This is a genomic window from Actinacidiphila sp. bgisy145 (genome assembly GCF_057708125.1).
This window is the reverse complement of record NZ_JBYIRL010000052.1, coordinates 46,005-52,833: the sequence shown is the minus strand read 5'-3', so window position 1 is coordinate 52,833 and position 6,829 is coordinate 46,005. Positions and strand designations below refer to the sequence as shown.

The window sequence follows — 6,829 nt, the reverse complement described above, 5'->3', positions numbered from 1 at the left end:
TCGATCATCCTACTCCAGTTGGTTTATGGCCGAGTATCAGAACATCCGTACTGGCCGACACTGTGCCTTCGTTCTTCACGCCCACTTGGTTTTCGTGACGAAGTACCGGCACAAGGTCTTCAAGGACGCCCACCTGACGCGCAAGGAAGAGATCATGCGGGCCGTCTGCGCCGAGTTCGCATGCGAGCCGGTCGAGTTCAACGGCGAGAACAACCACGTCCACCCGCTCGTGAACTTCCCGCCGAAAGTTGCCCTGTCCAAGCTGGTCAACGGCCTCAAGGGCGTCAGTTCCCGCAGGCTCCGCCAGGAGTATCCGGAGCTGGTCCGACACTACCGGCGGGCACAGAGGCTGTGGTCCGGCTCGTACTTCGCCGGGTCGGTCGGCGGGGCTCCACTGTCGATCGTGAAGCAGTACATCGAGCAGCAGAACCGGCCCGTCCGAGCAGAGGCCGACAGTGCGGACCCGTGCGCACAGCGCGAGTCAGAGCACTTCTCAGAATCGCCTCACCACCGGGCTGAAGCCCGGTGCACTGCGATGAGACCCGGTAGCACTCGACGTCGCCGTCGATGCGCCAGCCGTTGGAGTTGTCCTTCCACACGGCGGCGTTCTTGACGTCCAGGGAGTTGGACAGCTGGAAGTGGATGGTGTGGCCGGACTGGTTCAGGGCGGTGCCGCGCTGAACACCGCCGGCTACGGCGGCGTGCAGATCGTCGGGGACGACTCCGGCTGGAGCGTCGCGGACGACATGACGACCAACTCGGCGTTCGACAACGCGGTGTCCGTGGTCGGCGTGCACTATTCCTGCAACGGCGGTGACGGCGGCGACGCGACGTCCTGCCAGAGCACCCAGAACGGCCGGAACCTCGGCAAGCCGCTGTGGGACAGTGAGAACGGCTCGCAGGACATGAACGGCGGGGCTCCGGCACTGATCCGCGCCATCGTCCGCGGCTACACCGACGCGAGGTTCACCAGCTTCTTCAACTGGCCGCTGATCGCCTCGGTCTACCCGAACCTTCCCTTCGACACCGTCGGTCTGGCCACGGCGAGCTCCCCGTGGTCGGGGAACTACACGATCGGCGCCAACACCTGGGCCACCGCCCAGGTCACCCAGTTCACCCAGCCCGGCTGGAAGTTCATCGACTCCGCGTCCGGCTACCTCGGCGGCTCGGAGTCCAACGGCAGCTACGTCACGATCAGGTCCAACACCTCCTCGGACTACTCCACCATCCTGGAGACGACGACCTCCAACTCCACCCAGACCGCGAACTTCACCGTCAAGGGCGGCCTGTCCACCGGCACCGTCCACGTGTGGGCCACCAAGGTCGACTCGCCCAGCGACGCCACGTCGTTCCTCCACACCCAGGACATCACCCCCAGCAACGGGACGTACTCGCTGACGATGCAGCCCGGCTACGTCTACACCGTCAGCACACTGAACACCGCGGGCAAGGGAACCGCGACCGCGCCCGCCGCCCACGCCCTCGCCCTGCCCTACAGCGACAACTTCGACGCCGATGCCAGCGGCACCGAGGCGAAGTACCTGTCCGACATGCAGGGTTCCTTCGAGGTCCAGCCCTGCACCGGCCGGTCGGGGCAGTGCGTGCAGCAGATGGCGCCGGTCAAGCCGATCGAGTGGCAGGACGACTCCGACTCCTACGCGCTGATCGGTGACACCGGCTGGTCGAACTACACGGTCAGCTCCGACGTGCTGCTGCGCGGCGCCGGCACCACCGAACTGCTCGGCCGCGCCAACACCCAGCTGCGCCCGCAGTCGCACATGAACGCCTACTACTTCCGGATCAGGGACACCGGGCAGTGGTGGATCGAGAAGATGTACACCGACGGCTCCAACCACACCCTGGCCACCGGCACCACCACCGCGCTGGGCACCGGCACCTGGCACCACCTGGCCTTCACCTTCCAGGGCTCGACCATCAGCGCCGAGGTCGACGGCAGGCAGGTCGGCTCGGTCACCGACACCTCGTTCCAGTCCGGGCAGGCCGGCCTCGGAATCCAGGGCTACCGCACCGACCAGTTCGACAACCTGTCCATCACCCCGGGTTCCGGCAGCGCGGGTGGCACCGCGACCGGTCAGGTCAGCTCCGCGGCGAACACCTCCAAGTGCCTGGACGACTACCAGGCATCCAGCACCGCGGGTGCGATCGCGGATGTCTGGGACTGCAACGGCTCGTCCGCCCAGCAGTGGACCGTGGGCAACAGCGCGGTCACCATCAACGGCCTGTGCCTCGACGTGGTCGGTGCCGGCACCGCCAACGGCTCCCTGGTGGACCTGTGGAACTGCAACGGCCAGGGCAACCAGCAGTGGACCGTCAGTAACGGAGCCCTGGTCAACCCCGCCTCCGGCCGCTGCCTGGACATACCCGCCGCCAACACCGCCAACGGCACCCAACTGGAGATCTGGGACTGCAACGGCGGCGCCAACCAGAAGTGGAACATCCCCACCGCATCCTGACACCGATGTGAGCGGCCCCCGGCAGATCCTCCGGGCCGAGGCCGCGAGGTGCCCCGGGGCCGGGGTGGTCGACGCGGACCACCCCGGCCCCTCGGCAGGCCGAAGAGCCCGCGGTCTACTGGGGGGCGCGGTCGTTGAGGATCTTCTGGAAGATCACGTGGTCGCGCCACTCGCCGTCGATGTGCAGGAACTCAGGCGCCGTACCGATCCGGGTGAAGCCGCACTTCGCCAGCACGCGCTGCGAGGCGACATTGTCCACCAGCGTGCCCGCCTCGACCCGGTGCAGGCCCAGGAGTTCGTCGGCCGCGCGGCATGCCTCCCGCACCACCGCCGTCGCCAGTCCGCGCCCCGCGCGCCCGGCATCCACCCAGTACCCGAGATTCGCACTGCGGAAGGGCCCGAGCGACACGTTGGACAACGCCGTCCACCCGACCACCTCGTCCCCGTCCGCCAGTACCCATGCGACGAAGCGCCCCGCCTCCCGCTCCTCCAACTGGCCGCTCACGCGTTCCGCCTGCCCCTGCTCGGTGAAGAAGCCGTCGCTCCGACGAGGCTCCCACGGACGCAGGTGATCGCGATTGCGCACATACGCCCGGCACAGCGCACGCGCATCCCCTGCCTCAAGAGGACGCATAACGACATCATCAATGGCAAGAGACGGCATATCGATCATGGCGCCATGGTAGATGTCCGTCCGGACTCCCCGGACCGCGGGGGCGGCGATCACCGCGGTCCGGGACGTGCCGACGTGCGGTACCGACCGAGGCGGAACGGCTTCGGCGGCTGTCCGGCTCCGCGTAGGCTGGCGGTGGACCGTTCATGTGGGCCGGCGTTCTTGGGGGTTGGGCGCGTGGAGATCACTGAGTTCACCGATCAGGTCGGCCCGGCGATCGACGCCGCGTTGGCCGCGTACGGCACGGCGGTGCTGACCCGCGCCGAGGAGGCGGCGGTCGGTGCCACCGCGAATCTGGGGCGGCGGGTGCTCGCCCGGATCTGGCGGCGTGGCGCGCCGCGGGCCCAGGTGGTGCTGGAGGACGCCGTGCAGAACGCGGCGGAGCACCCGTCCGACGACGACGCGGCGCAGGTGCTGCGAGCGCAGATCCGGCGGGCCCTGGCCGGGGATGCCGAGTTGCTCGACGAACTGGCCGCGCTCCTGCCGGCGACGCCCGCCGGGCCGAACCGTGTCGATGCCTCGGGTGCGCGCGCGGTCGCGGCGGGCGGTGACATCGGAACGGCGGTCACCGGCGACAACAACACGGTGGGCCGGTGAACCACCCGCGCCCGTCCAGAGGGCTGCGGTCGGTGATCGCCTCGGGCGAACGGTCCATCGCGGTCGGCGGCGACCTCGGCATGGCGATCACGGGCGACGGAAACGTGCTCCTGACCCCCGAGGCGCTGAACTCCGCCGCCACCGTCCTGCCGCCGCCCGGCTCGGGGAACCTTCCGGCACCGTCCTCCGACCTGTTCCTGGGCCGGGAGGCCGAACTCCTGCGGCTGCGGCACGAGTGGGAGACCGCGGGGCCCATGGGGCCGCCGGCGGTGGCCGTCCACGGGCTGGGCGGCGTCGGCAAGAGCGCGCTGGCGCTCCACTACGCCCACACCCACCGGACCTCCTACCGCCTCGTCTGGTGGATCGACGCGTCCTCACCCGAACGCATCGACGCCGCGCTCGCCGACCTCGCCGGGTTCCTGGTGCCGTACTGGGCCGGGACCGCGTCCGCCGCGCAGCGCACCGCCTGGGCGACCTTCTGGCTCCAGCACCATCCGGGGTGGCTGCTGGTCCACGACAACGTCGAGAACCCGTCAGACCTGCGCCGCCACCTTGGCGCTCTGCCCGACGGCCACCATCTGGCCACCAGCCGCCGTGCCACGGGCTGGCGCCACCTCGCGCGCACCGTCCCGGTGGAGGTGCTGTCCGAGCAGGCGGCCGTCGACCTCCTGTGCCGGCGTGCGTGGGACGGGCCGGCGCCCACGCCGTCGGACCGCGAGCAGGCGGTGGCGCTCGCCGGCACCCTCGGGTTCCTGCCGCTGGCCCTGGAACAGGCGGGTGCGTATCTGGCCGAGACCCGGGCCGACATCTCGACCTACCGCCAGTACCTCGGTGACCTGCTGGCCGAACCGGCCGAGGACATCGCTCCGCAGCGGACGGTCGGCCGGATCTGGGCCGTCACGCTCGACACCCTCACCGAGCGGGACCCCCTCGCCGTCAGAATCCTGGCAGCCCTGGCCTGGCTGGACCCCGACGGATGCCCCCGCGCCCTCTTCCACCACCTCGCACCGCGCGTCACCGAGGTGGACCGGGCCCTGGGACGGCTCCACGCCTACAGCATGGTCACGCTGAGCGCGGAGGCGGTCGGCGTCCACCGCCTGGTCCAAGCCGTCCTGCGTACGCCCCCACCGGGCCACCCCGCCGATCGCCCGCTGCCAGGACGAGCGGACGCCGAGCAGGCCGTCGCGCACGCGGTCTTCCCCGAAGGGCGGCACCAGGAGACCGTCGACAAGGACAGGTTGGCAGCCCTCGTACCGCAGGTCCTGGCCCTCACCGCCACCGCCCGGCTCGGCCCGGTCTCGGACGACTTCTGGGGAGCGGCCCTCGCCACCTCGGCCCACCTCCTGGACGAGGGCCAACGGGCCCGGGCACTCCCGCTGCTCGAGGCGATGGCCGACCAGAGCGAACGGGAGGACGGCCCGGAGGAGCCGGACACCCTGACCCTGCGCAACCTGCTCGCGCTGTCCTTCATGGACGCCGGGGACCTCCGGCGCGCGCTTCCGCTGCTGGAGGAGACGCTGGCGCTGCGCCTGCGGGTCCTCGGCCCCGACCACGCGGACACCATGGCGAGCCACATGAACCTGGCGCTCGCCCGGGCGGAGGCGGGAGACCTCCGGCAGGCGGTCCCCGCCTACGAGGAGGCCCTGGCCGCCATGGAACGGGCACTCGGCAGGGACGACGAACTCACCCTGATGTGCCGGAACAACCTCGCCGACGCCTACTCCGCCGCAGGAACGCCGAGCCGGGCGGTCGCCCTGCACGAGGCCAACCTCGCGCTCTGCAAGGCCGCCCTCGGAGCGGACCATCCGTTCACCCTCACCTCCCGCAGCAACCTCGCCTGCGCTCTCGACGCGATGGACGCGCCCGATCGCGCGCTCCCGATCCACCGGGCCACGCTGGGCCGACGAAGACGCGTGCTCGGCGCCGAGCACCCCGACACCAACGCGAGCCGCAACAACCTCGCGGCTTCCTACCTCCAGGCCGGGCGGATCGGTCAGGCGGTCGCGCTCTTCGAGACCGCCCTCGAGCAGAACCTGCGGGTGCTCGGCGCCGAGCACCCGGAGACCGTCAAGTCCCGCAGCAACCTGGCCGGCGCGTACGTCGAGGCGGGCGACGCCGACCGGGCGGTCCCCATGCTCGAGACCGCCCTCGAGCAGTACCGGCGGCTGCTGGGCGCCGAGCACCCGGAGACGATCAGATGCCGTGCCCAACTGGCCGACGTGGCGCGGAAGACCGGTGACCTGGGCCGGTCGGTCCAGCTCTGGGAGGAAGTCGTCGACCGGCTGGAACGGGTCCGCGGAAAGGACCACCCCGACACGCTCACCTGTCGCAGCAACCTCGCCCTCGCGGTCGACGACGCGGGTGACGTCGAGCGGGCCGTCGCACTGCACCGGGACGCTCTCGTCAGCGCCGAACGGACCCTGGGCGCGGAGCACCGCGGCACGCTCAGCATCCGCGGCAACCTGGCCTCCGCCCTGGTGGCCGCGGGCGACGTCGAGGCCGCGGCCGGGCTCCTCGAGGTCTGTGTCGACCAGCGACGGACCATGCTCGGGGACGAGCATCCCGACACCGTGCTGGGACGCCATCTCCTCGCCTACGCCTACGCCGAGATGGGCGATCTCGACCGCGCGGTCCCGCTGTACCAGGTCGCCGCGGTCCAGCACGTCAAGGTCCTGGGGGCGGAGCACCCCGAGACCCTCAAGTGCCAAAGCCACCTCGCCGGCGCGTACTCCGCGGCCGGCCGCCACCAGGAGGCCCTCGACCTGTACGAGGCCACCCTGTCCGGCTACCAGTCGGCGTTCGGGGCGGACCACGAGGCGACCATGACCTGCCGCAACAACTTCGCGGTCGCCAGCGGTGCGGCCGGCCACCACGACCTGTCGGTCGCGCTCCACGAGGCCAACCTCGCCCATCTCGAACGCGTCCTCGGGCGCGGGCACCCCGACACCGAGCACAGCCGCCGCAACCTCGCGGCCGCCCGCAAGGACGCCGCGGGGCCCGGTCGCCGCAGGTGGCGCCTGCCCTTCCGCCCCTGACGCCCCCCGGGCGACACGATTGCGCGCCCCGCGGCCGCGGGGCGCGCCGG

4 protein-coding genes and 1 pseudogene are annotated in these 6,829 nt (G+C 71.1%); 4 read left to right on the top strand and 1 reads right to left on the bottom strand.

Features of this window, described 5'->3' with window-relative positions; translation table 11 throughout:
• Nucleotides 1–25 precede the first annotated feature (25 nt).
• A pseudogene (tnpA, locus tag AC3ERT_RS32645) lies at nucleotides 26–436 on the top strand (IS200/IS605 family transposase); the annotation flags it as partial.
• A 211-nt stretch (nucleotides 437–647) separates the two neighbouring features.
• Complete coding sequence (locus AC3ERT_RS32640) at nucleotides 648–2,474, top strand: ricin-type beta-trefoil lectin domain protein (RefSeq protein ID WP_435178476.1); 1,827 nt, start codon at nucleotides 648–650, stop codon at nucleotides 2,472–2,474.
• A gap of 115 nt (nucleotides 2,475–2,589) precedes the next feature.
• On the opposite strand, the gene AC3ERT_RS32635 is transcribed toward AC3ERT_RS32640, so the two are convergent.
• Nucleotides 2,590–3,147, bottom strand: coding sequence for a GNAT family N-acetyltransferase (locus AC3ERT_RS32635; RefSeq protein ID WP_435178474.1), 558 nt, complete (start codon nucleotides 3,145–3,147; stop codon nucleotides 2,590–2,592).
• Nucleotides 3,148–3,324: 177 nt separating this feature from the next.
• Between AC3ERT_RS32635 and AC3ERT_RS32630 the strand changes: the two genes are divergently transcribed.
• Both AC3ERT_RS32630 and AC3ERT_RS32625 read left to right on the top strand, forming a co-directional pair.
• Nucleotides 3,325–3,744: a hypothetical protein gene (locus AC3ERT_RS32630; RefSeq protein ID WP_335983906.1), complete on the top strand. Its 420-nt coding sequence runs from the start codon at nucleotides 3,325–3,327 to the stop codon at nucleotides 3,742–3,744.
• Nucleotides 3,741–6,779, top strand: coding sequence for a tetratricopeptide repeat protein (locus AC3ERT_RS32625; RefSeq protein WP_435178472.1), 3,039 nt, complete (start codon nucleotides 3,741–3,743; stop codon nucleotides 6,777–6,779). Before AC3ERT_RS32630 ends, AC3ERT_RS32625 begins: the two co-directional genes overlap by 4 nt.
• Nucleotides 6,780–6,829: the final 50 nt, after the last annotated feature.

Excerpts from the sequence above, each read along its gene's own strand:
- AC3ERT_RS32635 (WP_435178474.1), bottom strand. The coding sequence starts at position 3,147 with ATGATCGATATGCCGTCTCTTGCCATTGATGATGTCGTTATGCGTCCT.